Annotated in this window: 26 protein-coding genes; 12 read left to right on the top strand and 14 right to left on the bottom strand. The window is 70.8% G+C overall.

Going from position 1 to position 25,903, the window contains the following annotated elements:
* Positions 1–78: 78 nt before the first annotated feature.
* The 4 genes from DFR41_RS11155 to DFR41_RS11140 all read right to left on the bottom strand — a co-directional run bounded on the left by DFR41_RS11155 (position 79) and on the right by DFR41_RS11140 (position 5,096).
* Positions 79–1,053 carry a Bug family tripartite tricarboxylate transporter substrate binding protein gene (locus DFR41_RS11155; RefSeq protein WP_114802742.1) on the bottom strand — a complete coding sequence of 325 codons (975 nt, stop codon included), beginning with the start codon at positions 1,051–1,053 and terminating at the stop codon, positions 79–81.
* 103 nt (positions 1,054–1,156) lie between these two features.
* Positions 1,157–2,572 carry a pyruvate kinase gene (gene pyk, locus DFR41_RS11150; RefSeq protein ID WP_114802741.1) on the bottom strand — a complete coding sequence of 472 codons (1,416 nt, stop codon included), beginning with the start codon at positions 2,570–2,572 and terminating at the stop codon, positions 1,157–1,159.
* Positions 2,569–3,888 carry a glycerate kinase type-2 family protein gene (locus tag DFR41_RS11145; protein ID WP_114802740.1) on the bottom strand — a complete coding sequence of 440 codons (1,320 nt, stop codon included), beginning with the start codon at positions 3,886–3,888 and terminating at the stop codon, positions 2,569–2,571. The genes pyk and DFR41_RS11145 overlap by 4 nt, the downstream gene beginning before the upstream one ends.
* Before the next feature lie 119 nt (positions 3,889–4,007).
* A complete protein-coding gene (locus DFR41_RS11140) occupies positions 4,008–5,096 on the bottom strand; it encodes a tartrate dehydrogenase (protein ID WP_114802739.1) in 1,089 nt (362 codons plus the stop codon).
* A gap of 110 nt (positions 5,097–5,206) precedes the next feature.
* Here DFR41_RS11140 and DFR41_RS11135 point away from each other — a divergent pair, with 110 nt between their 5' ends.
* Positions 5,207–6,127: a LysR family transcriptional regulator gene (locus DFR41_RS11135; protein ID WP_114802738.1), complete on the top strand. Its 921-nt coding sequence runs from the start codon at positions 5,207–5,209 to the stop codon at positions 6,125–6,127.
* A 9-nt stretch (positions 6,128–6,136) separates the two neighbouring features.
* On the opposite strand, the gene DFR41_RS11130 is transcribed toward DFR41_RS11135, so the two are convergent.
* A complete protein-coding gene (locus tag DFR41_RS11130; protein WP_114802737.1) occupies positions 6,137–7,054 on the bottom strand; it encodes a LysR family transcriptional regulator in 918 nt (305 codons plus the stop codon).
* A 102-nt stretch (positions 7,055–7,156) separates the two neighbouring features.
* Here DFR41_RS11130 and DFR41_RS11125 point away from each other — a divergent pair, with 102 nt between their 5' ends.
* From DFR41_RS11125 to DFR41_RS11075, 11 genes are all read left to right on the top strand, one after another.
* Positions 7,157–8,251: an LLM class flavin-dependent oxidoreductase gene (locus DFR41_RS11125; protein WP_114802736.1), complete on the top strand. Its 1,095-nt coding sequence runs from the start codon at positions 7,157–7,159 to the stop codon at positions 8,249–8,251.
* Positions 8,252–8,271: 20 nt separating this feature from the next.
* On the top strand, positions 8,272–9,213 hold the full coding sequence (locus DFR41_RS11120; protein WP_114802735.1) for a flavin reductase family protein: 942 nt from the start codon (positions 8,272–8,274) through the stop codon (positions 9,211–9,213).
* A gap of 72 nt (positions 9,214–9,285) precedes the next feature.
* Positions 9,286–10,449 (top strand): acyl-CoA dehydrogenase family protein, encoded by a 1,164-nt coding sequence (locus tag DFR41_RS11115; RefSeq protein ID WP_114802734.1) that lies wholly within the window; start codon positions 9,286–9,288, stop codon positions 10,447–10,449.
* A 4-nt stretch (positions 10,450–10,453) separates the two neighbouring features.
* Complete coding sequence (locus tag DFR41_RS11110) at positions 10,454–11,581, top strand: acyl-CoA dehydrogenase family protein (protein ID WP_114802733.1); 1,128 nt, start codon at positions 10,454–10,456, stop codon at positions 11,579–11,581.
* Positions 11,578–12,339: an enoyl-CoA hydratase/isomerase family protein gene (locus DFR41_RS11105; RefSeq protein ID WP_114802732.1), complete on the top strand. Its 762-nt coding sequence runs from the start codon at positions 11,578–11,580 to the stop codon at positions 12,337–12,339. Before DFR41_RS11110 ends, DFR41_RS11105 begins: the two co-directional genes overlap by 4 nt.
* A 2-nt stretch (positions 12,340–12,341) precedes the next feature.
* Complete coding sequence (locus DFR41_RS11100) at positions 12,342–14,480, top strand: acetate--CoA ligase family protein (protein WP_114802731.1); 2,139 nt, start codon at positions 12,342–12,344, stop codon at positions 14,478–14,480.
* A complete protein-coding gene (locus DFR41_RS11095) occupies positions 14,477–15,244 on the top strand; it encodes an SDR family NAD(P)-dependent oxidoreductase (RefSeq protein WP_114802730.1) in 768 nt (255 codons plus the stop codon). The genes DFR41_RS11100 and DFR41_RS11095 overlap by 4 nt, the downstream gene beginning before the upstream one ends.
* The gene (locus tag DFR41_RS11090; RefSeq protein ID WP_114802729.1) at positions 15,241–15,678 is read left to right on the top strand and encodes a VOC family protein; all 438 of its coding nucleotides are present in this window, start codon (positions 15,241–15,243) and stop codon (positions 15,676–15,678) included. The genes DFR41_RS11095 and DFR41_RS11090 overlap by 4 nt, the downstream gene beginning before the upstream one ends.
* Positions 15,679–15,684: 6 nt before the next feature.
* Positions 15,685–16,242, top strand: a complete 558-nt coding sequence (locus tag DFR41_RS11085; protein ID WP_114802728.1) for a nuclear transport factor 2 family protein — start codon at positions 15,685–15,687, stop codon at positions 16,240–16,242.
* Between the two features lie 110 nt (positions 16,243–16,352).
* Complete coding sequence (locus DFR41_RS11080) at positions 16,353–17,549, top strand: SDR family NAD(P)-dependent oxidoreductase (protein ID WP_244917719.1); 1,197 nt, start codon at positions 16,353–16,355, stop codon at positions 17,547–17,549.
* 2 nt (positions 17,550–17,551) lie between these two features.
* Positions 17,552–18,541, top strand: coding sequence for a Bug family tripartite tricarboxylate transporter substrate binding protein (locus DFR41_RS11075; RefSeq protein ID WP_114802726.1), 990 nt, complete (start codon positions 17,552–17,554; stop codon positions 18,539–18,541).
* Between the two features lie 54 nt (positions 18,542–18,595).
* Here the strand turns inward: DFR41_RS11075 and DFR41_RS11070 are convergent, their stop codons facing one another.
* The 9 genes from DFR41_RS11070 to DFR41_RS11030 form a co-directional block, all read right to left on the bottom strand.
* Positions 18,596–19,306 carry a DUF4276 family protein gene (locus DFR41_RS11070; protein ID WP_114802865.1) on the bottom strand — a complete coding sequence of 237 codons (711 nt, stop codon included), beginning with the start codon at positions 19,304–19,306 and terminating at the stop codon, positions 18,596–18,598.
* On the bottom strand, positions 19,267–20,370 hold the full coding sequence (locus tag DFR41_RS11065) for an AAA family ATPase (RefSeq protein ID WP_114802725.1): 1,104 nt from the start codon (positions 20,368–20,370) through the stop codon (positions 19,267–19,269). The genes DFR41_RS11070 and DFR41_RS11065 overlap by 40 nt, the downstream gene beginning before the upstream one ends.
* A 43-nt stretch (positions 20,371–20,413) precedes the next feature.
* Positions 20,414–20,815: a type II toxin-antitoxin system RelE/ParE family toxin gene (locus tag DFR41_RS11060; protein WP_114802724.1), complete on the bottom strand. Its 402-nt coding sequence runs from the start codon at positions 20,813–20,815 to the stop codon at positions 20,414–20,416.
* Positions 20,808–21,131 (bottom strand): type II toxin-antitoxin system Phd/YefM family antitoxin, encoded by a 324-nt coding sequence (locus tag DFR41_RS11055; protein ID WP_017760264.1) that lies wholly within the window; start codon positions 21,129–21,131, stop codon positions 20,808–20,810. The genes DFR41_RS11060 and DFR41_RS11055 overlap by 8 nt, the downstream gene beginning before the upstream one ends.
* A gap of 76 nt (positions 21,132–21,207) precedes the next feature.
* Entirely contained in the window at positions 21,208–23,199 is a 1,992-nt protein-coding gene (locus DFR41_RS11050; protein ID WP_114802723.1) for a hybrid sensor histidine kinase/response regulator, read from the bottom strand.
* Positions 23,181–24,116, bottom strand: coding sequence for a sensor histidine kinase (locus tag DFR41_RS11045; protein ID WP_114802722.1), 936 nt, complete (start codon positions 24,114–24,116; stop codon positions 23,181–23,183). Before DFR41_RS11045 ends, DFR41_RS11050 begins: the two co-directional genes overlap by 19 nt.
* On the bottom strand, positions 24,113–25,138 hold the full coding sequence (locus tag DFR41_RS11040; RefSeq protein ID WP_114802721.1) for an ATP-binding SpoIIE family protein phosphatase: 1,026 nt from the start codon (positions 25,136–25,138) through the stop codon (positions 24,113–24,115). The genes DFR41_RS11045 and DFR41_RS11040 overlap by 4 nt, the downstream gene beginning before the upstream one ends.
* The gene (locus DFR41_RS11035; protein WP_017757019.1) at positions 25,129–25,533 is read right to left on the bottom strand and encodes an anti-sigma regulatory factor; all 405 of its coding nucleotides are present in this window, start codon (positions 25,531–25,533) and stop codon (positions 25,129–25,131) included. Before DFR41_RS11035 ends, DFR41_RS11040 begins: the two co-directional genes overlap by 10 nt.
* Complete coding sequence (locus DFR41_RS11030) at positions 25,523–25,903, bottom strand: STAS domain-containing protein (protein WP_114802720.1); 381 nt, start codon at positions 25,901–25,903, stop codon at positions 25,523–25,525. The genes DFR41_RS11035 and DFR41_RS11030 overlap by 11 nt, the downstream gene beginning before the upstream one ends.

Here is a 25,903-nt window from a genome sequence, read left to right as displayed (position 1 = left end):
GGGTCGGCGAACGGCGGGTGCAAGGTGAAGGGCGGCACGCAGGTGCCGCGGGTGGCCGGCGCTGCCGGCCTCTGGCACTCAGTCGACGGACACCTTGGCGTCCTTGACGAGCTGGGCGTACTTGGCGGTGTCGCCACGGATCTGCGCGGCCATCTGCTCGGGCGTGTTGCCCACGGGCTCGGCACCGATCTCTTCCATGCGCTTGCGGAAGTCGGGCGACTGGATGATCTTCACCATCTCGGCATTGAGCCTGACCACGATGTCGCGTGGCGTGCCCTTGGGTGCCAGCACGCCGAACCAGGTGCCCTGGTCGAAGTCCTTCAGGCCGGACTCCGCCAGCGTGGGCACATCGGGCAACGTGCTGGAGCGTTTGGCAGTGGTCACGGCCAGGGGCCGCAGCTTGCCGGCACGGATGTGCTGGATGACCGGGGTGATGGTGTCGAAGGACATGTCGACCTGGCCGCCCAGCAGGTCGGTGGTGAGCGGCGCGCTGCCCTTGTACGGCACATGGAGCAGCTCGACGCCGGTCTGGCTCGCGAACTGCGTGCCGATCAGATGCTGCACGGTGCCGTTGCCATTGGAGCCATAGGACAGGCGCCCCGGCGCGGCCTTGGCCTGGGCCACCAGGCTCTTGACGTCGGTGGCGCTGTTCTTGACGTTGACGACCAGCACGTTGGGCACCAGCGCGATGGTCGTCACGGGCTCGAAGCTCTTCTCGAAGTCGTAGGGCAGCTTCTTGTAGACGCTCGTTGCGATGGTGTGGTGGACCGCCCCCATCAGCAGCGTGTAGCCGTCGGGCTTGGCCTTGGCCACGAAGTCGGCGCCCACCGTGGCCCCTGCGCCGGGCCGACTTTCCACCAGCACCGGCTGTCCCAGGGTCTGGGACAGCTTGTCGGTGAGCGAACGTGCCAGCACGTCCGAACTGCCACCGGGCGGGAAGGGCACGATCAGGCTGATGGGCCGCGAGGGCCAGTTCTGTGCACCGGCCAGCGTTGTGGCCAGGGTCAGCGCCGTGGCGATTCCCGCCTGTCGAAAGATGCGGCTCTTGCTCATGTTGTCTCCGTTTCGGTTGTGGACTCAAGGGTAGGCAGGCCGTCCCATCACGGCATGCCTGTGCAGTGAAGGCTTTCTTAACCGCTGTTCAACAGTCGCGTGCTCACAGCGGTGCCACCCGTAGCAGGTTGGTGGTGCCCGGCGTGGCGAAGGGCATGCCGGCGGCGATCACGAGAAACTGTCCCGACGTGCCGAAGCCGCCGCGCAGGGCGGTGTCCACCGCCACCTCGGTCATCTCCGACACGCTCTGGACTTCGTGGCAAAGCACGGCATGGACGCCCCAGGCCAGGGCCAGCCGGCGCGCGGTGGCGGTGCGGGGCGTCATGCCGATGATGGGCGCGTCGGGCCGCTCCCGTGCCATGCGCAGTGCCGAGTGGCCGGAGCTGGTGTAGGCGACGGCCGCTGCCGCCCGCAGCAGCTCGGTCACATTGCGCAGGGCCGCGCCGATCGCATCGGCCACGCGGGCCTGGGGCGGGGCGCGCGAGGCGTCGATGCCTGGGCGGTACGCGGCATCGCGTTCGGTGTGGTGGACGATGCGATCCATCATCCGCACGGCCTCCACCGGATGGTTGCCGCTGGCCGATTCGGCCGACAGCATCACCGCATCGGCGCCTTCGTAGATGGCGGTGGCCACGTCCGACGCCTCGGCGCGCGTGGGCACGGGGGCGGCCACCATCGATTCGAGCATCTGCGTGGCCACGATCACCGGCTTGCCGGCGTCGCGGCAGGCCCGCACGATGCGCTTCTGCAGGGCCGGCACCTGTTCGGCCGGCAGTTCCACGCCGAGGTCGCCGCGCGCCACCATCACGGCATCGGCCTCGGCCACGATGGCCTCCAGGCTGGCGATGGCTGCGGGCTTCTCCAGCTTGGCCACGATGCCAGCGTGCTCGCCCACCAGGGCGCGCAGTTCCGCGATGTCCTCGGGCCGTTGCACGAAGGACAGGGCGATCCAGTCCACGCCAAGCTGCAGCCCGACCGCCAGGTCGGCGCGGTCCTTGGCCGTGAGCGCGGACAGCGGCAGCACCACGCCGGGCACGTTCACGCCCTTGCGGTCGGACAGGCGCCCGCCCGTCACGACCCGCGTGTGTGCGAAGCCAGGCCCGCAGGCTTCCACGCGCAGCTGGATGCGCCCGTCGTCGAGCAGCAGTTCGGTGCCGGCACTGAGCGCCTCGAAGATCTCCGGATGGGGCAGGGCGACCTGCGTGGCATCGCCGGCGGTGTCGGCGTCCAGCACCAGGCTGAAGCGCGCGCCATCGGCCAGCGTCACCGGGCCGGCGGCGAAGGTACCGATGCGCAGCTTGGGGCCCTGCAGGTCCATCAGCACGCCGATGGGGCGCCCGGTCTGGCGCTCGATCTCGCGGATGGCCGCCAGGCGCCACTGGTGGTCCTGCGCCGTGCCATGGCTGAAGTTCAGGCGGAACACGTCCGCACCCGCGTCGAAGAGCGCGCGGATGCGCTCGGGATGGTCGCTGGCGGGGCCCAGCGTGGCCACGATCTTGGCCTGTCGGTGTCGTCTCATGGGCGGGCGTGCGGACGGGCCGCGTCGTTGGACTCGCCGTGCGGCGGCAGCACCAGCACGGCCCGGAAGTCATTCACGTTGGTGCGGGTCGGGCCCGTGACCACGGCATCGCCCAGCGCCTCGAAGAAGGTGTGGGCGTCGTTGTCGTCGAGGCGCTCGCGCGGGCGCAGGCCGGCCGCATGGGCGCGGGCCAGCGTCTGCGGACCGATCACGGCGCCGGCGATCTCCTCGATGCCATCCACGCCGTCGGTGTCGGCCGCCAGCGCATGGACGCGCGGATGCCCCTGCAGCGCCAGGGCCAGCGCGAGCAGGAACTCCACGTTGCGCCCGCCCCGCCCGTGGCCGCGCAGGCTCACCGTGGTCTCGCCGCCCGAGAGCAGCACGCAGGGCGCCACGAAGGGCTGGTCGCGGCGTGCCACCTGCAGCGCCATGGCGGCCATGACCTGGGCCACGTCGCGCGACTCGCCCTCGATGGCATCGCCGAGGATGTGCACGGCGATGCCGGCCCGCTCGGCCACCTGCGCCGCGGCTTCGAGCGCCCGCTGCGGCGTGACCGCCATGCGGTTCTCGATGGAGGGCAGGCGGGGATCGTGCGGCTTCGGCGTCTCGGCCTCGCCGGTGCGCAGCAGCGCCAGGGCGGCCTCGGGCACGGCGATGCGGTGCCGGTGGAGGATCTCCAGGGCCTGCGCGCAGTCGCTCGGATCGGGCACCGTGGGGCCGGAGGCGATGTCCGCCGGGTCGTCGCCCGGCACGTCGGACAGCAGCAGGTTGACCACCCGCGCAGGCCGGCAGGCGAGCGCCAGACGGCCGCCCTTGATGCCGGACAGGTGCCGCCGCACGCAGTTCATCTCGGCGATGGAGGCACCGCTGGCCAGCAACTGCCGGGCGATGGCCTGTTCGTCGGCGAGGGTCAGCCCCGGCAGCGGCCAGGGCAGCAGCGCCGAGCCGCCGCCGGAGACCAGGCACAGCACCAGGTCCTCGGGCCCCAGGCCCTGCACGGCCGCCAGCAGGGCCGCGCTGGCGGCCAGGCCGGCGTCGTCGGGCACGGGATGGGCGGCCTCCATCACGCGGATGCGGCCGCTGGGTGCGCCATGGCCATAGCGTGTGACGACCACGCCCGAGAGTTCGCCGACCCAGTGGCCATCGACCACCTGTGCCATGGCTGCCGCGGCCTTGCCGAAGCCGATCACCACGGTCCTGCCCGCGGGCGGCGACGGCAGCAGCGCCGGCAGGCACAGGGCAGGCTGGGCGGCGGCGACGGCGGCGTCGAACATGCCGCGCAGCAGGCGCGGCGGATCCTGCAGCGCAGGCTGCATGGCATCTCCTTGGCGAAGGGAAGGGGAAGGGCCCGCCGCGCTGCCGTGTGGCGGCGGCAGTGGCGGGCCTCAGGCGCCGCGGCGCCGCGCGGTGCGCAGTGCCGCGGACGGCGGCGTGCTCAGGCCGCCTTGCGCGCGGGCGAGCCGGCCAGCTGGCGGCAGATGGCCTCGGTCACCTGTGCCGTGGTGGCGCTGCCGCCCAGGTCGCGGGTGTGCAGACGCACGTCCGCCGTGACCTGCTCGACAGCCTGCATGACGCGGGCGGCGGCCTCGTGCTCGCCCAGGTGCTCCAGCAGCATCACCACCGACCAGAAAGTGCCCACCGGGTTGGCCAGGCCTTTGCCCATGATGTCGAACGCCGAGCCGTGGATGGGCTCGAACATCGAGGGATAGCGGCGCTCCGGGTCGATGTTGCCGGTGGGCGCGATGCCCAGGCTGCCGGCCAGCGCGGCGGCCAGGTCGCTCAGGATGTCGGCGTGCAGGTTGGTGGCGACGATGGTGTCGAGCGTGGCCGGCTTGTTGACCATGCGCGCCGTCATGGCGTCCACCAGTTCCTTGTCCCAGGTGACGTCGGGAAACTCGGCGGCCACTTCCGCGGCGATCTGGTCCCACATCACCATGGCATGGCGCTGGGCGTTGCTCTTGGTGACCACCGTCAGCAGCTTGCGCGGCCGCGACTGGGCCAGGCGGAAGGCGAAGCGCAGGATCCGCTCCACGCCCACGCGGGTCATGATGGACACGTCGGTGGCCGCCTCGATGGGATGCCCCTGGTGCACCCGGCCGCCCACGCCCGAGTATTCGCCCTCGGAGTTTTCGCGCACGATCACCCAATTCAGATCTTGTGGTCCGCAGCGCTTGAGCGGCGCGTCGATGCCCGGGAGGATGCGCGTGGGACGCACGTTGGCGTACTGGTCGAAGCCCTGGCAGATCTTGAGGCGCAGGCCCCAGAGCGTCACATGGTCGGGGATGTGCGGATCGCCGGCCGAGCCGAAGAGGATGGCGTCCTTGTCCTTGAGGGCTGCGAGGCCATCCTCCGGCATCATCACGCCGTGCTCGCGGAAGTAGTCGCCGCCCCAGCCGAAGTCCTCGAACTCGAAACGGAAGGCCGTGCTGCCCTCGGCCAGCGCCTCCAGCACCTGCCGGCCCGCGGGCACGACCTCCTTGCCGATGCCGTCGCCGGGAATGGTTGCGATCTTGTAGACCTTCATGCTGTCTCCGCTGCAGTGATGGATTGCGATGCGGCCACTGTAGGCACTGCACGGCCCGGCGAACGCCGCTACAGTCAACCCGCTTTTAACCTGAGGTCAAGGATGGGGACATGAGCGGCAGGATTCTTCCGGGCGACATCGGCTTCTTCTCCGCGCTGGCGCGTGCGGGCAGCCTGAGCGCGGCGGCCCGGGAACTCGGCATCACCACGCCCGCGGTCAGCAAGCATCTGGCGCAGATGGAAGCGCGCCTGCAGGTCGCGCTGGTCAACCGCACCACCCGCCGCATGAGCCTCACGCCCGAAGGCGAGACGCTGCTGGCCGGCGCCCGCCGGGTGCTGGCCGAGATCGACTCGCTGGACGAGCTGCTGTCGGGCACGCAGGCCCAGCCACAGGGGCTGCTGCGGGTCAATGCGACGCTGGGCTTCGGCCGCAGCCATGTGGCGCCCGTCATCTCCCGCTTCGTCCGCCAGTACCCCGACGTGGAGGTGCAGCTGCAGCTGTCCGTCAATCCACCGCCGCTGACCGACGACGCCTACGACGTCTGCGTGCGCTTCGGCGCGCCGCCCGAGGCCCGGGTGATCGCCCGGCATGTGGCGGCCAACCGGCGGTTGTTGTGCGCGTCGCCGGCCTACCTGGCGCGTCACGGCCCGCCGCGCAACCCTGCCGACCTGGTGCGGCACAACTGCATCGGCATCCGGCAGGGCGAAGAAGCCTATGGTGTCTGGCGGCTCGCCAGCCATCGCACGCGGGGCAAGGCCGCCGAGTCCGTCAAGATCCGCGGCAACCTCACAACCAACGACGGCGAGATTGCCGTGGCCTGGGCACTGGCGGGCCATGGCATCCTGATGCGGGCCGAATGGGACATCCGCCGCTATCTGGACAGCGGCCGACTGGTGCAGGTGCTGCCGCAGTTCGACACGCCCGATGCCGACATCTATGCCGTCTATCCACAACGGCACCAGCACTCGGCACGGGTGCGCGCCTTCGTCGACAGCCTGGCGCTGCAGCTCAACGGCAGCGCCAGCGCGTAGGCACCCGCCTCAGACATCGGCCGGCGCGTCGTCCTGCAGCGCCTCGGCCACGAAGTCCACGAAGGCCCGCACCTTCAGCGGCAGGGCGCGGTTCTGGCGGAACACCGCGAAGATGCCGTTGGAGAAGGCGCGCACCGCGAAGCGGTACTCGGGCAGCAGGCGCACCAGCGTGCCGTCCTGCAGGTTGCTGCGCACCGTGGGCTCGGACAGCAGCGCCACGCCCATGCCGCCCAGTGCAGCCAGGCGCAGCATCTCGCCGTTGTTGGCGCTCAGCACGCCCTGGATCGCCAGCTCCTGCTGCACGCCCTGTTCGTCCACGTACTTCCAGGTCGTGGCCTCGTGCTCGCGCCGGTAGGTGAGGCACCGCGCCTGCGGCAGGTCGCTCGGGTGCTTGATGCGCGCGTTGGTCTTGAGATACGCGGGGCTGGCCACCAGCACCTCGTCGCTGGAGAGCAGCCGCTTGATGACGAAGCCCGAGTCGTTGGATTCGCCGGTGCGGATGTCCACGTCGAAATCGTGCTCGACCAGGTTGACCGGGTGCTCCGACAGCTCGATCTGCACCTGGATGTCGGGATAGCGCTGCGCGAAGCGCGGCAGCAGCGGCGCCACCACGCGCAGGCCGATGTGGGTGCGCGAATGCACGCGCAGCCGGCCCTCGGGCCGCTGGCGGGCGCTGCGTGCGGCCTGCTCGGCATCGGCCATGGCTTCCAGCACGCCCTCCGCGCGCGAGAGGAAGGCCTGGCCGGCCTCGGTCATCTTGAGGTTGCGGCTGGTGCGGTCCACCAGCTGCACGCCCAGCTCTTCCTCCAGCGCGCTGATGCGCCGCGAGATGGTGGCCGGCGACAGGCTCAGGCTGCGCGCCGCGGCCGACAGGCTGCCCTTGCGCTGGGTGGTGACGAAGATGCGCAGCGAGTCGAGGGCCTTCATTTCGAAAGACGCAAAGAAGGTGTGCGCATGACGATGCGCTGGCAGGCCGGGCCGTTCCTAGCATTGATCCACGTCACGAACCAACGATCAGGAGCAACGGCCATGGACTTCGGAATCTTCATTCTGATGCAGCAGCGGAACAAACATAAGACCTCGCACGAGATCCTGCGGGACGCGGTCGAACAGACGCGTCTGGCGGACGAACTGGGCTTCGGCGCGGCATGGTATGCCGAGCACCACTTCAGCAACTACGGCATGTGCTCGTCGCCGCTGACGATGATCGCGCATTGCGCGGCCGCCACGCACCGCATCCGTCTGGGCACGGGCATCGTGGTGGCGCCGCTGTACACGCCGGCCCGCCTGATCGCCGATGTGGCGATGGTGGATCAGCTCTCCAACGGGCGGCTCAACCTGGGCATCGGCTCGGGCTACCAGCACTTCGAGTTCGAACGCTTCGGCGTTGCGCTGGAGACGGCCAAGGCCCGCACCTTCGAGATGCTCGACATGCTGGAGCTGGGCCTCAAGCAGCCCAAGTTCAGCTACGACGGCCAGTATTACCAGCAGCCGATGAGCGCCATCAGCCAGCGCGCGGTGCAGCAGCCCGGCCCGCCGATGTGGATCACCAGCGTGGACCCGAGCTTCGTCGCCCGCGCGGTGCGCGGCAACCACCATGTGTTCGTCTCCGGCGGCGACGGCGGCCTGGAGAAGCTGGCCGGCACCCGCGCGCTGATCGACAAGGTGGCGCTCGCCGAAGGCAAGGACCCGGCGGCCGTGCCCGTGGGCCTGCTGCGCGCCGCCTATGCGAGCAACGACAAGAACGAGGTCGAGAAGTACCTGGACTGCGCCCGCTACCAGCGCCGTATCGCCGTCAGCCTCAAGCGCCGCACGGCGCAGATCGCCGACGACTACCAGGTGGAAGAGGGCATCGTCGAGGGCGAGCCCACGCTCGATGAGATGCGCGCCCTACTGCCCGTGGGCAGCATCGACACGGTGATCGAACGCGTGGTCAACGAGATCCGCACGCTCAAGCCGGTGCACTACTGCTTCCAGACCCAGATGGGCGACTTCGACCATCCGACCATGCTGCGCCAGCTGCGCACCTGGGCCGAGGTCATCATCCCCACCGTGCAGCAGGAGATCGCCAACGACCCGCCGCACCGCGCCGCCGCCGCCCAGCCCGAACTGGCCGCGGCCTGAGCCGCACGCCAAGGCCTGCCATGACTGCGCTTGCCACCGCCGAACGCACCCGGCCCGCCATCGAGCCCACGCTGCTGCGCCAGCACCTGGGCTGCTTTCCGACGGGCGTGGCCATCGTCACCACGCGCACGGCCGACGGCCAGCCCGCGGGACTGACCTGCAACAGCTTCAGCTCGGTCTCGCTGGAGCCGCCGCTGGTGCTGTTCAGCCTGCGCAAGGCCAGTCGCCTGCTGGGCACGTTCCAGCAGGCCGAGGGCTTCGCGATCCACATCCTGGGCGAGCACCAGGACGCGCTGTCCGGCCGCTTCGCCTCCAGCAAGGTCGAGCACAAGTTCGAGGGCGTGGCCTGGCGCGAGGGTGAGCTGGGCATGCCGCTGCTGGACGATTGCCTGGCCAGCTTCGAGTGCCGCCTGTTCGCCGCCCATGACGCGGGCGACCATGTCATCTTCATTGGCGAGGTGCACCACCTGGGCGCCGGCACGGGCGAGCAGGCGCTGGTGTTCTACAAGGGCGCGTACATGCGCCTGGCCGAGTCGCTGCGCCACCGCGTGGTGCAGGGCGGCATGGGCGACGCCGACGTGGACGAGGCCTACCGCACGCTCTACGGCCGGCTGCTGCGCCTGGCCTGCGAACGCGCCAGCGAGGCCGAGATCGACGCCATCGAGGCCGCCGCCGCGCTGATCGAGGACCACCCGGAGGACGCGCCGCTCAAGGCCCGCATCGAGTCGGCCAGCGCCTTCTTCGGCGCCATCGCCGCCGCCGGCCACAACGACGCGCTGATGCTCATGGCCCAGACCATGACCAACGTGCTGCGCGAGCGCATGACCCATGTGCTGTCGGTGCGCGCGCGGCCCGACCTGTACCCGCTGCGGCGCGCCGTGGTGCGTCACCTGCGCGAGCGCGACGCCGAAGGCGCCGCCGCCGCCCTCGATGCGCTGATCGACCAGCTGCGTCGCGGCTGAGCGACCACACCGACGCGCCGCGGCCCGAGTGCGCGGCGCCATTCCCGATTGAGTGAGAGACGAGGAGACACGATGTCCATCGACTACGCCGCGTTCCGGCGTGAACTGGAGGCCTTCGCTCGCCAGGCCTGCCCGCCGGAGATCCGGGCCGTGGTGGCCGCCGGCCAGAAGATCACCAAGCGCGAATACCAGGCCTGGCAGCAGATCCTGAACGACCGCGGCTGGGGCGCACCCAGCTGGCCGGTGGAAGTCGGTGGCACCGGCTGGGACATCCGCCAGCGCCTGATCTTCGAAGAGGTGATGGCCGAGAACGACTGCCCGCCGCTGTACCACCACGGCCTGGGCCACATCGGCCCGGTCATCATCCGCTTCGGCACGCCCGAGCAGAAGGCGCGCTTCCTGCCGCGCATCCTCGATGGCTCGGACTGGTGGTGCCAGGGCTATTCGGAGCCGGGTTCGGGCTCCGACCTGGCCTCGCTGCAGACCAGCGCCCGCCGCGACGGCGAGCACTGGGTGGTCAACGGCCAGAAGATCTGGACCTCCCACGCGCACGAGGCCAGCATGATCTACATGCTGGTGCGCACCTCGAAGGAGGCGAAGAAGCAGGAAGGCATCTCGCTGCTGCTGGTGCCCATGGACACGCCCGGCATCACCGTGCGGCCCATCCGCACCATCGACGGCTGGCACCACCTCAACGAGGTCTTCTTCGACGAGGTGCGCGTGCGCGCCGACAACCTCATCGGCGAGGAAGGCAAGGGCTGGACCTGCGCCAAGTTCCTGCTGGAGCGCGAGCGCCTGCCCCCGGCCAACGTGGCCCGGCTGGCGCTGATGCACCGCCAGGTCTCGGCATTGCTGCAAAAGGCCGCGCAGGCTGCTGGCGCCAGGCGCGACTTCGGCGTGCTGCAGCACAAGCTGCTTCTTTGCGAGGCCGAACTGCAGGGCGCCCGCGTGATGATGGCCCAGGCCACCGACGACCTGATCCACCAGCGGCCGCTGGGCGTGCAGCCCTCCGCCATCAAGATGACCTGCGCCGACGTGGCGCAGCGCCTGACCACCATCGCCCTCGATGCCGTCGGGCCCGAGGCCGCGCATCGCTTCCTGGCCGAGGAGGGCGGCGAGGAGCTGCCTGCCGCCACCTGGATCCAGAACTACATGTTCACGCGTGCCCGCACCATCGCCGGTGGCACCTCCGAAGTGCAGCGCAACGTGATCGCCAACGCGCTGCTGGGAGCCTGAGCCCATGTCGAACCACTTCCCCCCGCTCTTCCCCGGCATGCTCTTCGACGCGGCCGACCGCTTTGCGCAGGACCATGTGCACAGCGCCATCCTGCCCGGCGACCCGGTGCGCGAACTGGGCTGGACTGCCACGCTGGTGCCCGAAGCCGACGGCGGCGTCGGCGGCACGCTGGCCGACCTGGCCAGCGTGGTCGAGGGCCTGGCCGCCCAGGGGCTGCAGCTGCCCGTGATCGAGACCTGCGCGGTGGTGCCGCTGCTGCTGCGCGCCGCGCCGGCCGAGGTCGCCGGGCCCTGGCTGCAGGCCGTGGCCGAGTCCGAGGTGCAGATCGCGCCGCTGGCCGCGCTTTCGGCCCTGCCCGGAGACGGCACCCTGCGTGCGGTGCGCAGCGACAGCGGCTTCGTGCTCGATGGCCGCGTGGACGGCGTGGATGCCACGCTGCCCGCCAGCCACTGGCTGGCCGTCGCCGAGTTGGACGGCGCGCCCGCGCTCTTCCTCGTCGATGCTGAGCGCATCGGCGCACCCGCCGCCCGCTACCGCACCATGGAAGGCCGGCAGGGCGCGGACTTCCGGCTGGACGGTGTGTCGGTCCCCGCGACGGCCCTGCTGGCGCAAGGCGAGCGCCTGTGCGCCGCGCTGGCCGCCGCGGGCAATGCGGCCCTGCTGCTCACGCTGGTCGACACCGTGGCCGCACAGGCCGCGCTGATCCGCCACACCCTCACGCACCTGCAGGAGCGCCGGCAGTTCGGCGTGGCGCTGGCCACCTTCCAGGTGCTGCGCCATCGCGTGGCGGACATGTACGTCAAGGCGCAATGCGCCCAGGGCCTGGTGGTGCATGCCTTCCAGACGCTGGATTCGGCCGCGCCCGATCTGCGCCGCACGCTGCAGCTGGCCAAGCTGTCCATCGCCGAGACGGCCCGGGCGGCGGCCGAGGCGGCCATCCAGATGCATGGCGGCATGGGACTGAGCGAAGAGGTGCTGGCCACCCGCCTGGCCCAGCGGCTGATCGCGTCGGAGTTCCGCTATGGCGATCGCCTGACCCAGCTCTCGCAACTGCTGCATGCGGGCGGCGCATCCGCCGCCAACCCCTCTTCCTCTTCTTCTTCCAACACCCCTTCCGGGAGCGCGCGATGAGCATCCACCTCGAAGTCTCCGAATACATCGCCGTCGTGCGGCTGGACAAGCCGCCCGTCAATGCCCTCGACCGCGCATCGCGCCGCGACCTCATCGCCGTCTTCGACGAGATCTCCGAACGCAGCGACGTGCGCGTGGCCATCCTCACCGGCACCGGCAAGGCCTTCTGCGCCGGTGCCGACCTCAAGGACCGGCCGAACGCCGACAAGGCCGGCGACTTCCTCGACCACAACCGCTGGACGCGCGAGACGGGCAATGCGATCCGCGAATGCGCCAAGCCGGTGATCGCGGCCATCAACGGTCCGGCGCTGGGCGCGGGCTTCGGCCTGATGGCGGCCTGCGACATCTTCCTGGCCAGCGAGGACGCCACCTTCGCCATGCCCGAGATCAACGTCGGCCTGGCCGGCGGCGTCTCGATGCTGCGCACGCTGGTGGGCCGCTCCTTCACGCGGCGCATGTTCTTCACCGGCATGAAGGTCTCGGCGGCCGAGCTGTACCGCCGCGGTGTGCTCGACGAGGTGGTGCCGGCCGAGCAGCTGATGCCCCTGGCCATGGAGATCGCGCAGGACATCGCCTCCAAGGCACCGCTGGCCGTGGCCTATGCCAAGCAGGCGGCCAACATGATGGACCTGATGCCCCAGCGCGACGGCTACCGCGTGGAGCAGAACTTCACCATGGCGCTGTCGCGCACCGAGGACGCCAAGGAGGCGCGCCAGGCCTTCCTCGAAAAGCGCCCGCCCGTCTACAAAGGCCGCTGAACATGCGCGACGACATCGACGTCGGTCACGGACTGGAGGCGCTGTTTGCGCCGCGCTCCATCGCCATCGTCGGCGCGTCCGACGACGTGACCAAGATCGGCGGCCGGCCGCTGCAGTTTCTGCGCAAGTACGGCTTCGCCGGCGCGATCTATCCGGTCAACCGCAAGGCGGCCGAGGTGCAGTCGCTGCGCGCGTTTCCCGACGTGGCCGCGCTGCCCGAGGCGCCCGAGCTGGCCGTCATCGCCGTGCCGCCCGAGGGCGTGCCGCAGGCGGTGCGCGACTGCGCGGCGCGCGGCGTGAAGGCGGCCGTGGTGCTCTCCGCAGGCTTCTCCGAGATGGGCGAGGCCGGGGCCCGGCTGCAGGCGGAGATCGGCCGCATCGCCCGCGACACCGGCCTGCGCGTGGTGGGCCCCAACTGCCTGGGCGCCATCGGCGTGCCCGCGAAGAGCATCGCCACCTTCTCGGTCGCGCTGGAATCCGCCTTTCCGGCGCCGGGGCCCGTGGGCATCGTCTCGCAAAGCGGCAACCTGGGCAGCTACACGCTGCGCCTGGCCTCCGAACGCGGCCTGGGCATCAGCCGCATGCTGACCACCGGCAACGAATGCGACGTGGACATCGCCGATGCCATCGCCTCGGCCGCGACCGATCCGGGCACGCGCGTCATCCTCTGCTGCATGGAGACCTGCCGCGACGGCGCCAAGCTGCGCCGCGCCATGGCCCTGGCCCGCGCCGCGGGCAAGCCCCTGGTGGTCCTGAAGGTGGGCGTCTCCGAAGCGGGCAGTGCCGCCGCGGCCTCGCACACCGGCGCGCTGGCCGGCTCCGACGCGGTGTTCGACGCCGTGCTGCGCGAGGGCGGCGCCCTGCGCGTGCCCAGCATCGAGCAACTGCTGGACGTGGGCCACGCGCTGGCCGTGCTGGGCGAAGGCCGCCTGCCCGCGGGCCGGCGCATCGCGGTGCTCACGGCCTCGGGCGGCTTCGGCGTGCTGCTGGCCGATGCGGCCAGTGCCCATGGCCTGACGCTGCCGCGCCTCGCCGAGGCCACCCAGCAGCGCATTCTGCAGGCCGTGGCCTTCGCGGCGCCGGCCAATCCGGTGGACATGACGGCCCAGGTCTCCAGCCGGCCCGAGCTGCTGGCCCAGGTGCTGGACGCCGTGGCCGCCGATCCGGCCTGCGACACGCTGTTGCTGCAATCGGCCAATGCCTTCCATGTGCCGCGGCTGCGCGACGTCTTCCTGGCCGCGCTCACGCAGATGCGCGAGCGGCATCCGCAGCGGCTCATCGTGCTGTGCGCGCGGGCGCCGGCCGACGTACGGCGGCAACTGGATGCGCTGGGCATTCCGGCCATCGAGGGCATCGACGCGGCCTGTGCCACCGTGGCGGCCCTGGCCACGCTGGGCATGCAGTCCGCACAACCATCCACCGTCGAAGCAACACCCCGCACGCCGCTGGCGGCCGAGGCCTTCGCCACTGAGGCCAGCGCCAAGGCGGCCCTGGCTGCGGCCGGCCTGCCGGTGCTGCGCGAGGTGGTCGCCACCACGCGTGACGAGGCGGTGGCCGCCGCAAGCGCCATCGGCTTTCCGGTGGTGCTCAAGATCGTGTCGCCCGACATCGCCCACAAGACCGAGGTGGGCGGCGTGGCGGTGGGTGTGCGCAGCGAGGGCCAGCTCATCGATGCGCATGACACGATGCTCGCCCGCGTGGCCGAGAAGGCGCCGGGGGCCCGCATCGACGGCGTGCTGGTGGCGCAGATGGCGCCAGCCGGCTGCGAGCTGATCCTGGGCACCAAGACCGACCCGGTCTTCGGGCCCATGGTCATGGTGGGCCTGGGTGGCATCCATGCCGAGATCTGGAAGGACGTGGCCCTGCGGCCCGCGCCGGTGGATGCTGCGGCGGCCGACGCCATGCTGCGCTCCCTGAAGTCTTTCGCGCTGCTCGACGGCGCGCGCGGCCGGCCCAAGGCCGACGTGGCGGCCGCGGCCCAGGCCATCGCCGCGCTGTCGCGCTTTGCCGCGCGGCATGCCGACGACGTGGCCGAGATCGACATCAACCCGCTGGTGGTGCTGGACGCCGGCCAGGGTGCCTTTGCGCTCGATGCGCTGCTGGTGCCCACCTCGACGAACAAGAAGGACGTTCATCCATGACCGCGACCCTTTCCTCTCTCGCCGGCCGCACGGCCTTCATCAGCGGCGCCGGCCACGGCATCGGCCGCGCCACGGCGCTGGCCCTGGCGGCGCGTGGCGCCGTCGTCGGCATCAACGACCTCAAGCCCGAGTTCGTCGAAGACGCCGTGGCTGCGGTGCGCGCCGCGGGCGGCCAGGCCATCGGCCTGCCCTGCAACGTCGCCACCCGCGACGGCATGCGCGAGGCGGTGCAGCGCTTCGCGGCCGATGCCGGTCGCCTCGACGTGATGGTCAACAACGCCGCCTGGGTCCGCTATCAGTCGCTGCCCGAGATCACGCCCGAGGTCATGGACCGCATGGTGGAGATCGGCTTCAAGTCGGTGATCTGGGGCATCCAGGCCGCGGCCGAGGCCATGGATGCCGAGCGGGGCGGGGCCATCGTCAACGTGGCGTCCATCGCGGCCTTCAAGTCGCCGATGCGCTCGGTGGTCTACAGCGGCATCAAGGCCGGCGTGCTGGGCATCACCCGTGCCGCCGCGGCCGACCTGGGCGCACGCCGCATCCGCGTCAATGCGGTGGCGCCGGGCGCCGTGCCCACCGAGGGCACGGTGCGCAACCGCAATGCCGAGCTGGACGCCAAGCGCATCGCGCGCACGCCCCTGGGCCGGCTGGGCACGGTGCAGGACATCGCGGACGCCATCGTCTTTCTGGCCAGCGACGAGGCGCGCTTCCTCAATGCGGAGGTGCTGCGGCTGGACGGCGGCGCTTCGGAGACCTCGCTGTGAGTGCCCCGGCCAAGGCCTTCGCGCCCACGCGGCTGCAGAACGTCTACCTGGTGGCCGAGCAGCCTGCCGCGCTGCATGCCTTCTACAGCGAGGCCCTGGGCCTGTCGCTCAAGTTCGCCGATGGCGAGCGCTGGTACCAGTACGGCGTGGGCGGCGGCAATGTCTCGCTCGCCTGCCGCGAGGAGGCAGCGCCGGCCACCGCGGGCGCGGTGATGGTGTTCGAGGTGGCGGACTTCGATGGCGCTTCGGAACGCATCGACGCGGCCGGCGGTGAGGTGCTGGGTCTGCGCGACATGGGCGCCCATGGCGCCGTGCTGTCGCTGCGCGACCCGGAGGGTCATGTGGTGCAGCTCTTCCGGCGGGCGCTGCCTGCGAATGCGGAAGATGCGCCCCGGCTTCGACAAGCTCAGCCCGAACGGCTGAATACAGAGTAGCCACCGGTGAACGCCCCTTTCGACGACGCCACCGCGGCGCTGCAGGCCCTGCTGGACCGCGAGGCCATCCGCGACTGCCTGTACCGCTACTGCCGTGGCATCGACCGCTGCGACGAGGCGGCCTTGCGCTCAGCCTACTGGCCCGATGCCACGGACTGCCACGGCGCCTGGAAGGGCAGCGCCACCGGCTTCATCGACCAGGCGCTGGCCAGGCTGCGCCAGGGCGGCCGGCGGGTGCACCAGATCAGCAACATCCTGATCGAACTCGCCGGCGACACGGCGGCGGTCGAGAGCAGCTTTCTCGCGCTGCAGTCGACGGCGGCCCAACCCGGGCGCGAGACCTTTCTCTGTGGCCGCTACGTCGACCGCTTCGAGCGCCGCCAGGGCGAATGGCGCGTGGCCGACCGCACCGTGGTGTACGACTGGATCGAGGAGCGCATGCGGCCCGAGCTGGCGCAGGACGATGCGCAGCTCTTCGGCGTGCGGCAGCCGACGGCGGCGATGGCGCCGGCCGATCCGGTCTATGCGCTCCTCGCGGCCCTGCACGAGCCGGCCCGGCGATGACGAGGGGTAGGCACCCGGCAGCGCCGGACCGCGTGCCCGGCCCAGGCGAGGTCGCAAGCGGCTTCGCCCCTGCGGCCACCGGGCCCTTGGGCGGCGCGGCGTCGCGCCACGTGCTCATCACCGGCGCGGCCGCGGGCATCGGCCGCGCCACCGCGCTGCGGCTCGCGCGCGATGGCTGGCACTGCGTGCTTGTCGATGCCGACGCCGCGCGCCTCGCGCAACTGGCCGCCGATTGGCCGGCTGAAGCGCCCGCGCCGCAGGTCCGCGCCGTCGATCTGTGCGACGCCGCGCAGATCGCCGCGCTGGGGGCCGACCTGCCGCCGCTCGATGCACTGATCAACAACGCCGGCATGTCGGCCGGCGGACGCGATGCGCTCGACGCCGAAGGCCAACGCCTGCTGGCCCTCAACCTCGAAGCGCCCGCGCGGCTGGTGCAGGCCTACACCCCAAGGCTGCGTCCCGGCGCGCGCATCGTCAACGTGGCCTCCGGTGCGGGCCTGCGCGCCATTCCCTGGCGCGGCCTCTACAGCCCCAGCAAGGCTGCTCTGATCGCCCAGACCCGCGCCCTGGCACAGGCGCGCCCGGACTGGACGGTCACCGCGCTGGCGCCGGGCTTCGTGCGGACCGAGCTGGTGCAGCAGCTGATCGACAGCGGCCGTCTGGTGCCCGCGCAGGCCACGGCCAAGATCCCGCTGGGCCATATGGCCGAGCCGGAGGACATGGCCGAGGCGCTGTACTTTCTGGCGGGCGAGGGCGCCAGGCCGCTGTCCGGCCAGTTGCTGGTGCTGGACGGCGGATCGTCGGTGTGCGGGGGCAGCCAGCCGCTGCCACCGGCCCAGGCGCCGCTGCCGCCGCTGGACATGGCCTGCACCCCGCACGACGCCGGCACGACCACGGGCACGGCCACGGCCACGGCCACGGGCGACTATCCGGCCATGCTCGATGCGAGCCTGATGACGGCCGCTCCGGGGCAGTGGCTGGCCACCTTGCAGGCCGCCGCACGGCGCTTCCGGCACGCGCACACGGCCCAGGCCAGCCTGACATTGCTGGTGCCGGCCGCGGTGCCCGCGCTGCCCTGGGCCCAGGCCGGCGACCCCGCCGCCGCCCGCATGCTGCTGCACACGCTGGCCGCCGAATGGGGCAGCCAGGGCCTGCGCATCAATGCCGTGGCCATCGACGGGCCCGGCGTGGATGCCGCCACGCAGGCATTGCTGGCCTTCGTGGCCGGCCCGCGTTCGCGCTTCCTCACCGGCCAATGGCTGCGGGCCGCCGCGGCGACGACAACGATCCCAAACCCGGAGACATGACCATGAACGAGCCGATCTGCAATCGCCGGCACCTGCTCACCGCCGCCGCGCTGCTGGGCCTGCATCCCGCGATGGCCCATGCCCAGTCCGACGCCTGGCCGCAACGGCCGCTCAAGCTGGTGGTGCCCGGCCCGCCCGGTGCCGGCTCCGACATCTTCGCCCGCCTGCTGGCCGTGAACCTGCAGGAAGCCCTGGGCCAGCCGGTGGTGGTCGACAACCGGGCCGGCGCCAACGGGCTGATCGGCAATGAGGCCGTGGCGCGCGCCGCGGCGGACGGCTATACGCTGCTGCTGTCGCCCTCGTCGGCCATCGCCATCAATCCGGTGATCCAGCCACGCATGCCCTACGACGCCCGCAAGGACCTGCAACCGGTGGCGCAGGTGGGATCGGCCGGCGTGCTGCTGGTGGCGAATCCGGCCACCGGTCTGCGCTCGTTGGCCGACCTGGTGCGCGCCGCGCGGGCGCAGCCGGACCGCATCGCCTATGGCTCCTGGGGCAGCGGCTCCACCGGTCACCTGGTGATGGAAGGCATCAAGTCGGAATACGGGCTGGTCATGCCCCATGTGCCGTACAAGGGCGTCTCGCCGCTGGTGGCCGATTTGCTGGCCAACACCATCGGCGTGGGCTTCGTCGACATCGCCTCGCCGGTGCCGCACATCCGCGCCGGCAAGCTGCTGGCCCTGGGCTGCACCGGCTCCGCCCGTGGTCCGGCCCTGCCGGAGGTGCCCACGCTCACCGAGCAGGGCTACCGCTTCGACGTCGATGGCTGGTATGGCGTCTTCGTGCCGGCCGGCACGCCACCGGCGGTGGTGCAGCGGCTCAACCGCGAGATCAACCGCATCCTGGCGACGCCGGAGGTGGTGCAGAAGTTCGCGGCGCAGAACATGCCGCGCCCCCCGCTGAAGTCGGCCGAGGAATTCAGCGCGACGGTCTGGCGCGACATGGACAGCTGGCAGGCGCTGGCGAGGACGGCGCGGCTGCGGGTGGAGTGAGGGGCGGCGTCGCTGCTGCGCTGGATGTCGAGGAGCTGTTCGAGGCAGGCGCCCTCAAAGCCGGCGCAGCTTGGCCACCCATGCAGCGAAGTGCAGGCATTCGGCCTCCATCCGAGCCAGCCCGATGCGCTCGGCGGCAATGGGTCCGTGACGGAGCTTTCGATAGGACGGGCTGCGCAGCAAGGCCTCCAGTCGAGCGGACGGTTTGGTCTTGTGGCCATCGTTGAGTTCTTCGGGCGTCGTCACCGCCGACCGGGCCTTGACGAGATCCGGCAGCGCCGCCGACCAGCCTTCCTCGACGGAAGCCAGGCTGGCGACATCGCTGAATAGGAGCGCTTCGAATTCGTGTGGCTGGATGTGGGCGATGAATCGATTCGGGTGGCATCCACAGTGAGCCACCACGTCGGCATGCAGTTCGCTCTCCAAGGTCTGAAGGCGAGCGGCCAAGCTGGAGTGAGGCTGTACCGTGGCATAGCCCGGAAACTGGGAATCCAGCTTGTAAAGATCGATCAACGTCGTGACGGCCACGACGCGATTGCTCGCCAACGCATTGCGCAATGCCGGGCGCAAGCGGGCATAGCTCATCGCCCCACCCTTGTGACCTGGCGACGTCTCGACAGTGATGCCTTGAAGGTGAATGCCATCCGCTGCGAACGCCGGGAACAGCACCCGAGAGATGAAGGCTTCTTCGGTCTGGCCTTCACACACCACTACCACGCGACGCATCACAGACTGGGCCTCCCACCAATCACATTGCGCTTCCATAGCTCGCCCAGGCTCTGGTAGTCATCGAGCCAACCTCGGAGTTCCTCGGCATCCAGGCGCTCGAGGGTCGTGGCCCCGTCCACGCGCTGCGCCACCACCACATCCTTCGGCTCCATGGCATTCAGCAGTTCGACCGACTGAGTGGAGACGATCAACTGCTTGGTTTGGGCCAACTCTTTCATCATGTCCGCCAGCAGATTGATGGCGAATGGGTGCAACCCCAGCTCCGGCTCGTCGATCAGGATGGTGTCTGGCAACAAATGCGATGGTTGCAACAGCAGCGTCGTCAGACAGATGAAGCGCAGCGTGCCGTCCGAAAGCGTGTGGGCCCGGTACGGCGTCTCGGGATCGCTCTGCTCGAACCATTCCAGTTCAACCGTATTGGGCATCGGCGCCCGATCCACGAAACCACCGAAAAACGGTGCTGCGAGCTTGACCGTGTCGACGATGCGCTGATAGGCGGCCTGATGCGACCGCAGCGCGCGAAGGCGGTAAAGGTAGGCCGCGAGATTGTCCGCTTGGGGCTTCAGCCGAAGGTTGTCATTGCTCGGGTGGGGCAGCTTGACGGCAGCGCCTTCGCTCGTGTCGTGGAAATGGAACTGCTGCCAGCTCTTCATCCATCGCGCCACGTATTGGCTTACCTGGCGTGTATCTGCCAACAGCCGCGCCTCTTCATGGGCGCTGCCTAGTTGATAGCGTGTGATTCCGAAGTCACCGTCGATCCAAGGCACTTCGCGGACGAATTGGAAGCGGTTGTCTGCTGTTGGCGCGAGCGTGATGTCGTATCCATTGACGACCGAGCCATTAGGCCGGAACCTCAAGGCGATGCTGAGTTGGGGCGTCCTTTTGCGTCCGCCATGCAGCAGCACGTCGGGGCCGCCCTGCGATTTGACGTAGGTTTGCAAGTTGCCTTGCGAGGCAGCCGTCAGCAGACGGAAGAGCGACAGGAAGTTGCTCTTGCCCGCCCCGTTCGCGCCAATCAGCACGTTCAGGTTGCCCAGAGCGAACTGATCGACTTTGGCAAAGGACTTGTAGCCCTCGACGCTGATGGTGTCGATCTTCATGGGGTGCCTTTCGAATGCATTGTGATCAAAGCCTCATACAAGCTCAGCGCCGCTCCTGCGCGTTGGCGCCCGGCCACAGGCGGGCGAAGTCGAATGAAAGCTGGCGGTGGTGCCGGATGGACAGCAGATAGACCGTCGCACTGGCGTCCAAGACGGTGTAGAGCATCAGGTAGTCGCCATGCAGGTACTCGCGCAGAGCACTGGCTGTGCCGGCTGGCAGTGCTGCGAGTTGGGCCAGTGCTTCGGCCGACTGCGGCGGGTTGTCCAGGTAGCGCCGGCCGATGCGGGGGAACCGGGCCAGATTGGGGATGACCGTGGCACGCAGGCCGGCCAGCAGATCATCGAAGGCGAATGCCGCGTCGGCTTCTGTCAGAAAGGTCTCGATGGCGTCCAGCCGCTCCAGGAAGCTCGCGGTCAGTTCGACCCGATGCAGAGCCTCAGCCACGCTTCTTGGCGGCTTTGCCAGTGGGGACGGCCGCGCGGCGCTGTTGAAGCTGGGCAAGGGCCGCATCGGCACCGTAGGTGCGGCCGGCCTCGATGTCGGCAATGCCGCGCCGGGCATCGTCGATCAGCAGCAGATGGATGCGCTCGCGCTCCAGGCGGTGGTAGTAGTCCAGCCGGTCGGCATCGATGAGGGCGACGTAGCTTTCACCGTTCTTGGTGATGATCTTCTCGGCGCCGGCCTTGGCCTGATCGGCCAGTTCCGAGAGGTTGGCGCGGGCCTGGGTGAAAGGCACGACGTCGCTGGCTGAAAAGCCCATGAGCGGCTCCTTGAGATTGCAGAATTCTGCGCAGTCTAAAGGAGGCTCGCGCGGGTCTCACGCGAGCGCCGACGGCTCAGCCGCCGCCCCGAAGCGCCGCCAGCAGCGCATGCGTGTCCAGCGGTTTCGACACATGGGCGTCGAAGCCCGCCTCCAGCGCCCGGTCGCGGTCCTGCGGACGCGAGAAGGCCGTGAGCGCCACGCAGCGCACGCGCGGGCGGCCGCCCTCGGCCTCCAGCCGACGCAGCGCGCGCACCAGCTCGTAGCCGTCGCGGCCGGGCAGGCCGATGTCGCTGGCCAGCAGGCTGGGCCAGCGCTCGCGCAGCGCCTCCAGGGCGCTGTCGTGGTCGTGCACCACGCGCACCTGTGCGCCCGCCTCGTGCAGCACCACCTGCAGCATCTCGGCGGCGTCGGGGTTGTCCTCCACCGCCAGGACGTCGTGGCCCGCAAGGGGCCGGTCGCGGTGGGGCGCCTGAGCGCCATCGACTGTTGGCTCGGCGCTGGCGGGCTCGGGCTGGTTCTCGGGCGCCACGTCCAGCTCGACCACCAGGCGGGCCCCACGGCCTTCACCCTCGCTGAAGGCCTGCACGGCGCCGCCATGCAGCTCGGCCAGCCGCCTGACGATCGACAGGCCCAGTCCCAGGCCGCCGTGCAGCCGGTTGTCGGGGCCGTCGCTCTGCGCAAAGCGGTCGAAAAGATGGGGCAGGAAGTCCGGAGCAATGCCCTTGCCGTGGTCCTGCACCTGCAGCGTCAGCTGCCGGCCTTCGCGCCGCAGCACCACGTCGATGCGGCCGCCGTGCGCCGAGAACTTGATCGCGTTGTTCAGCAGGTTCCACACGATCTGCTGGAAGCGCGTCGGGTCCAGCCAGGCGCTCTGGCGCGCCGGCTCGTCGGCCTGCAGCGCGACCGTCAGGCCGCGCGCGGCGATGTCGTCCTTGAGCGCATCCACGGCGGCCTGGGTCAGTTCCAGCGGGTCGGTCCATTCGCGGTGCAGCCGCAGCTTGCCGGCGTTGACGCGGGAGACGTCGAGGATGTCCGAGATGATGCGGCTCTGCGCCTTCACGCTGCGGGCGATGGCGTCCAGCGCCTTCGCCATCAGGTCGGGCCGCCCGCCATGCTTCTGCAGGATGTGGACCCAGCCGCTGATGGCGTTGAGCGGGGTGCGCAGCTCGTGCGAGAGCACGGCCACGAAGTCGTCCTTGGTGCGGCTGTGGCGCTCGGCCAACGCCCGGGCCGCCTGCTCGCGTTCCAGCACCTCCTGGCGGGCCTGCTCCAGGGCGAGGCGCTCGGAGATGTCGACGGCCACCGCCACCAGCAGGCCGGTGGGGCCGTGGGGCGACAGGCTCCAGGCCAGCGGGATCTCGTGCCCGTCGGCATGCAGCAGCGGAAACTCCGCCCGCCACACGCTGCTGGTACTGCCCGGCGCCGCCTCCGCGGCCTGCGCCACGAACGCCTGCACCTGCGCCGCGGCGGCCACCTGGGCCAGGGTGGACAGGCGCACGCCCACCAGTGCGTCGGGCGTGCGGCCCAGAAGATGGGCCAGGGCCGGATTCACGTCATCCAGCCGCCCCTGCGCATCCAGCAGCGCCATGCCGTCGGGCACCTGGTTATAGATGGCGCGGAAGCGGCTCTCGCTCTGGCGCAGCCGGTCCTCGGCGCTGCGCGCGCGGATCAGCGCCTGCAGCGTGGCCACCAGCACCGCGGGCTCGGCCGGGTGCACCAGGTAGGCGTCGGCGCCGGCGTTGAGGCCGGCCACCTTGTCGCGGTCCTGGACGAAGGTGGCCGACAGGTGGATCACCGGCAGGCTGGCGGTGCGCGGGTCCTCGCGCAAAAGCCGGCAGACCTCGAAGCCGTCCACGTCGGGCAGGTGCACGTCCAGCACCAGCGCCGACATGCCCTGGGCGGCCAGCGCCAGTGCCTGGCCGCCGGAGGCCGCCTCCTCGGTGGCGAAGCCGGCCGCGCGCAGCGTGCGAGCGGTCGAGTAGCGCGTGGTCGGATGGTCGTCCACCACCAGGATGCGGTGGGCACCCCGGTCGATGGTGGTGTGGATCACACGGGTGGTTTCCACGCGACCTCCGGCTGATCGGCAGGCGCGCCCGTGCGCGCGGGCGCGGGCGCCGGCGCATCCGGCAGCTGCATCGGCAGGGTGAGCCAGAAGGTGGAGCCGCGGCCCAGTTCGCTCTCCACGCCCACTTCGCCGCCCAGCAGGCCGGCCAGCTGGCGGCACAGCGCCAGGCCCAGGCCGGTGCCGCGCAGGCGCTTCTGCATCGGCGAATCCACCTGCGAGAAGTCGTCGAAGACCGAGGCCTGGTGCTCCGGGGCGATGCCGATGCCGGTGTCGCTCACCGAGAAGCGCACCCGGTCCTCGCCGAGGCGGCAGGCCGCCACGCGCACCTCGCCCTGCGGCGTGAACTTGAGGGCGTTGGAGACGTAGTTGCGCAGGATCTGCGAGAGCTTGCGGTCGTCGGTGTACAGCCGCGGCAGGTCGCTCGGCTCCTCGAAGGCGAGGCTGACCTGCTGGTTCTCCAGCATGGGCCGGAACATGCCGCGCAGCGCCGAGAACAGGTCGACCATCTCGAACCAGGCCGGCGAGATCTCCACGCGGCCGGCCTCGATCTTGGCCAGGTCGAGCAGGTCGTCCACCATCTCGGCGAACTCGCGCGCCGAGGTCTGGATGAACTGCACCTGCCGGCGCTGCTCGTCGGAGAGCGGGCCGTCCACCTCGTCGCTCAGCAACCGCGCGATGCTGCGGATGGCATTGACCGGCGTGCGGAACTCGTGGCTCATGTGCGACAGAAAGCGGCTCTTGAGTTCGGTGGCGCGCTTGAGGGCGATCGCCTGTTCGTCCAGCTCGGCATAGAGGGCGACCACGCCGCGGTTGGTCTCTTCCAGCTCCTCCCGCAGCAGGGCAGCCTCCGCTTCGGCGGCCTGCAGGCGCTGCTGCAGCTGCAGCACCCGCGCGTCGGTTTGCGGAGATTCGGTCATGGGCCCTCCTTGGGGCGCAGCGCGACGACGCAGGCATCGTCGCGGCCGCGGGCATGGTCGGCAAAGATGCGCGCCGCCAGCAGCGTGGGCTCGCGCGCGAGCAGCGGCGCCAGCGCGGCGCCGGGCCAGCGGGTCTGCACGCCGTCGCTGTGCAGCAGGGCCAGCGCATGCGGCGGCCGCGTCGCGGGGGTCATGTCGAAGCGGCGCACCTGCAGCCCCAGCGTGCCGTGGGCCGTCGCCAGGGCCTTGTCGGCGGTGCCCGAGACCAACCGGCCCGCCACATTGCCGGCCCCGGTGTAGCGCAGTGCCTCGCCCTCCATCCACAGGCCGAACACGGCCGCGCCCCGGGTGGTGCGCAGGCGCTCGTGCATGGATTGCATCGTGGCCGCGCCGTCGTCGAAGGGGCGGCTGGCAAAACCGTCCAGCGCCGCCTGGGCGGCGACCTGCGCCTCGGGCCCGTGGCCCAGCCCGTCGGCCAGCAGGGCCGCGGCGCGGCGGCCGTCGAAGGCCAGCATCCAGGCATCGCCGCAGGCGGTCTCGCCGCGCACCGGCACGCACACGGCGCCCCAGTCGAAGGCGTCCGCCCGGGCCGGGGCGGCCACGGCCGTGCCCGTGCGCGGCCGCACGCGGGCCAGGCAGACGGTGCCCATGCCGGGCAGCGAATGGAGGTCGAACCCCTCGCTCTGCCGCGCGATGGCGCCCAGCCCGGTGCCGGCCGTGGCGGTGGTGGAGAAGCCGTCGCGCATCGAGCGCGCCAGGTCGGGCATGCCCGGGCCGCGGTCCACGGCGATCAGCTCGATGTCGCCCAGCGCATCGCGCGCGGCCACCAGCAGCTGGCCGGCCTGCGCATGCTTGGCGAGGTTGGTGCCCAGCTCGGTGGCCACCAACGCGGCGCGGGCGGCGTCGTGCTCGGGCCAGGCGCGCTCGGCGGCCAGGCGCGCCACATGGCGCCGGGCTTCGCCGACGAAGCTCAGGTCCTCGATGGGGAACGCGCGGTGCGTCCAGCCGCGGATCACTTCCACTTCACGATGCTCACGCAAGTGCCCTGGCCAGGCGTGGAGCGGATGTCGAAGTCGTTCACCAGCCGCTTGCTGCCCGGCAGGCCCAGGCCCATGCCGCCGCCGGAGGTGTAGCCGTCGGACATGGCGAGGTCGATGTTGGCGATGCCGGGGCCTTCGTCCTCGAAGCGCAGTTGCAGGCCGCGGCGCGCGCCTTCCTGCAGCACGGCCCAGTGCATGCGGCCGCCGCCGCCATGGATCAGCGTGTTGCGCGACAGCTCGCTGGCGGCGGTGACCATCTTGGTCTGCTCCACCAGCGAGAAGCGCAGCTCCTGGCACAGGGCGCGCACCGTCTGCCGGCTGGCGACGATGTGCTGTTCGCTGGCCAGCGGCAGGGTGCCGGTGGGTTCAGGCGCCAAGGCGGGCTCCCGGCTGGGCGCGCAGGCGATCGAGCAGCGCCATGCCGCGCTCGACGTCCAGCGCGGTGCGCACGCCGTCGAGCGACAGGCCCAGCTCGACGAGGGTGATGGCCACGGCCGGTTGCATGCCCACCACCACCGCGGTGGCCGAGAGGATGGCGGCCGTGCCCGAGATGGTGCTGAGCATGCGGCCGATGAAGGAATCGACCACCTCCAGCGCCGAGATGTCGATCAGCACGCCGGAGGCGCCGGTGGCCGCGATGCGGTTGGCCAGGTCTTCCTGCAGCGCCATGGCGGTCTGGTCCTGCAGGTCGATCTGGATGGTGACCAGCAGGGTCTGGCCCATGCGCAGGATCGGGATGCGGTCCAT

The sequence above is a fragment of the Pseudacidovorax intermedius genome (assembly GCF_003350475.1).
GTDB classification, from domain to species: Bacteria; Pseudomonadota; Gammaproteobacteria; order Burkholderiales; family Burkholderiaceae_C; genus Xenophilus; species Xenophilus intermedius.
The sequence above is the reverse complement of the archived record's forward strand: the minus strand, read 5'-3'. Positions and strand labels throughout refer to the sequence as shown.

Excerpts from the sequence above, each read along its gene's own strand:
- DFR41_RS11155 (WP_114802742.1), bottom strand. The coding sequence starts at position 1,053 with ATGAGCAAGAGCCGCATCTTTCGACAGGCGGGAATCGCCACGGCGCTG.
- pyk (WP_114802741.1), bottom strand. The coding sequence starts at position 2,572 with ATGAGACGACACCGACAGGCCAAGATCGTGGCCACGCTGGGCCCCGCC.
- DFR41_RS11145 (WP_114802740.1), bottom strand. The coding sequence starts at position 3,888 with ATGCAGCCTGCGCTGCAGGATCCGCCGCGCCTGCTGCGCGGCATGTTC.
- DFR41_RS11140 (WP_114802739.1), bottom strand. The coding sequence starts at position 5,096 with ATGAAGGTCTACAAGATCGCAACCATTCCCGGCGACGGCATCGGCAAG.
- DFR41_RS11135 (WP_114802738.1), top strand. The coding sequence starts at position 5,207 with ATGAGCGGCAGGATTCTTCCGGGCGACATCGGCTTCTTCTCCGCGCTG.
- DFR41_RS11130 (WP_114802737.1), bottom strand. The coding sequence starts at position 7,054 with ATGAAGGCCCTCGACTCGCTGCGCATCTTCGTCACCACCCAGCGCAAG.
- DFR41_RS11125 (WP_114802736.1), top strand. The coding sequence starts at position 7,157 with ATGGACTTCGGAATCTTCATTCTGATGCAGCAGCGGAACAAACATAAG.
- DFR41_RS11120 (WP_114802735.1), top strand. The coding sequence starts at position 8,272 with ATGACTGCGCTTGCCACCGCCGAACGCACCCGGCCCGCCATCGAGCCC.
- DFR41_RS11115 (WP_114802734.1), top strand. The coding sequence starts at position 9,286 with ATGTCCATCGACTACGCCGCGTTCCGGCGTGAACTGGAGGCCTTCGCT.
- DFR41_RS11110 (WP_114802733.1), top strand. The coding sequence starts at position 10,454 with ATGTCGAACCACTTCCCCCCGCTCTTCCCCGGCATGCTCTTCGACGCG.
- DFR41_RS11105 (WP_114802732.1), top strand. The coding sequence starts at position 11,578 with ATGAGCATCCACCTCGAAGTCTCCGAATACATCGCCGTCGTGCGGCTG.
- DFR41_RS11100 (WP_114802731.1), top strand. The coding sequence starts at position 12,342 with ATGCGCGACGACATCGACGTCGGTCACGGACTGGAGGCGCTGTTTGCG.
- DFR41_RS11095 (WP_114802730.1), top strand. The coding sequence starts at position 14,477 with ATGACCGCGACCCTTTCCTCTCTCGCCGGCCGCACGGCCTTCATCAGC.
- DFR41_RS11075 (WP_114802726.1), top strand. The coding sequence starts at position 17,552 with ATGAACGAGCCGATCTGCAATCGCCGGCACCTGCTCACCGCCGCCGCG.
- DFR41_RS11070 (WP_114802865.1), bottom strand. The coding sequence starts at position 19,306 with ATGGAAGCGCAATGTGATTGGTGGGAGGCCCAGTCTGTGATGCGTCGC.
- DFR41_RS11065 (WP_114802725.1), bottom strand. The coding sequence starts at position 20,370 with ATGAAGATCGACACCATCAGCGTCGAGGGCTACAAGTCCTTTGCCAAA.
- DFR41_RS11055 (WP_017760264.1), bottom strand. The coding sequence starts at position 21,131 with ATGGGCTTTTCAGCCAGCGACGTCGTGCCTTTCACCCAGGCCCGCGCC.
- DFR41_RS11045 (WP_114802722.1), bottom strand. The coding sequence starts at position 24,116 with ATGACCGAATCTCCGCAAACCGACGCGCGGGTGCTGCAGCTGCAGCAG.
- DFR41_RS11030 (WP_114802720.1), bottom strand. The coding sequence starts at position 25,903 with ATGGACCGCATCCCGATCCTGCGCATGGGCCAGACCCTGCTGGTCACC.